1 pseudogene is annotated in these 269 nt (G+C 33.5%); it reads left to right on the top strand.

Annotated features, from left to right (window positions below):
• Window position 1: 1 nt before the first annotated feature.
• Window positions 2–269, top strand: a pseudogene (locus tag KA878_RS13945) (JAB domain-containing protein); the annotation flags it as partial.

Here is a 269-nt window from a genome sequence, read left to right as displayed (position 1 = left end):
TATTGTTTCACTACAAATGATAAAAACAGATACATTAAATTACCTAAAAAATCGTATTTCAAACCCTGGGGATGCGACAGAAATTATGCGTTCATTCATTGGAAACAGTGATCGAGAACATCTCATACTTATATGTATGAATAGTAAAAACGAAACTACACATATTCAAACACTATCGATAGGTTCTATTAACTAAACAGTGATTCACCCCAGAGAAACATTCAAAACAGCGATGCTCAGTAACGCCAACAGTATTATGCTAGGACATA

The sequence above is a fragment of the Staphylococcus sp. GDY8P57P genome, from assembly GCF_017892585.1.
GTDB classification, from domain to species: Bacteria; Bacillota; Bacilli; order Staphylococcales; family Staphylococcaceae; genus Staphylococcus; species Staphylococcus borealis.
This window is presented reverse-complemented; position numbering and strand designations above follow the sequence as displayed.